The 269-nt window shown below is 71.7% G+C and carries 1 pseudogene; it reads left to right on the top strand.

Annotated elements, in window-relative coordinates:
* Positions 1-269 (top strand): annotated as a pseudogene (locus tag L6Q67_RS23125) (hypothetical protein); the annotation flags it as partial.

Raw genomic sequence — 269 nt, 5'->3', positions numbered from 1 at the left:
AAGTACAAGATCAAGTACCTGGTCGAAGAGGGCGGCGACTACGAGAAGACCATGATCATGCGCCCGGGCGCGCAGCCGCCCATGCCGGGCGCAGCACAGTCGCCGGCGTCGGGCTTCGGCCCGATGGCATCCACCACGCCGCGCCCCGGACCCCTGGGTGCACCCACCGGCCCCGGCGGCATCCACGCGCTGCCGGCGTCGATCAAGGTGCTCAGCGGCGCTGCGGCCGGCCGCGAGGTCACGCTCACCAAGGTGGTCACCACCGTCGG

Origin of the sequence: Zoogloea sp. (genome assembly GCF_023150065.1) — a bacterium.
Classification (GTDB): Bacteria; Pseudomonadota; Gammaproteobacteria; order Burkholderiales; family Rhodocyclaceae; genus Zoogloea.
The sequence above is the reverse complement of the archived record's forward strand: the minus strand, read 5'-3'. Positions and strand labels throughout refer to the sequence as shown.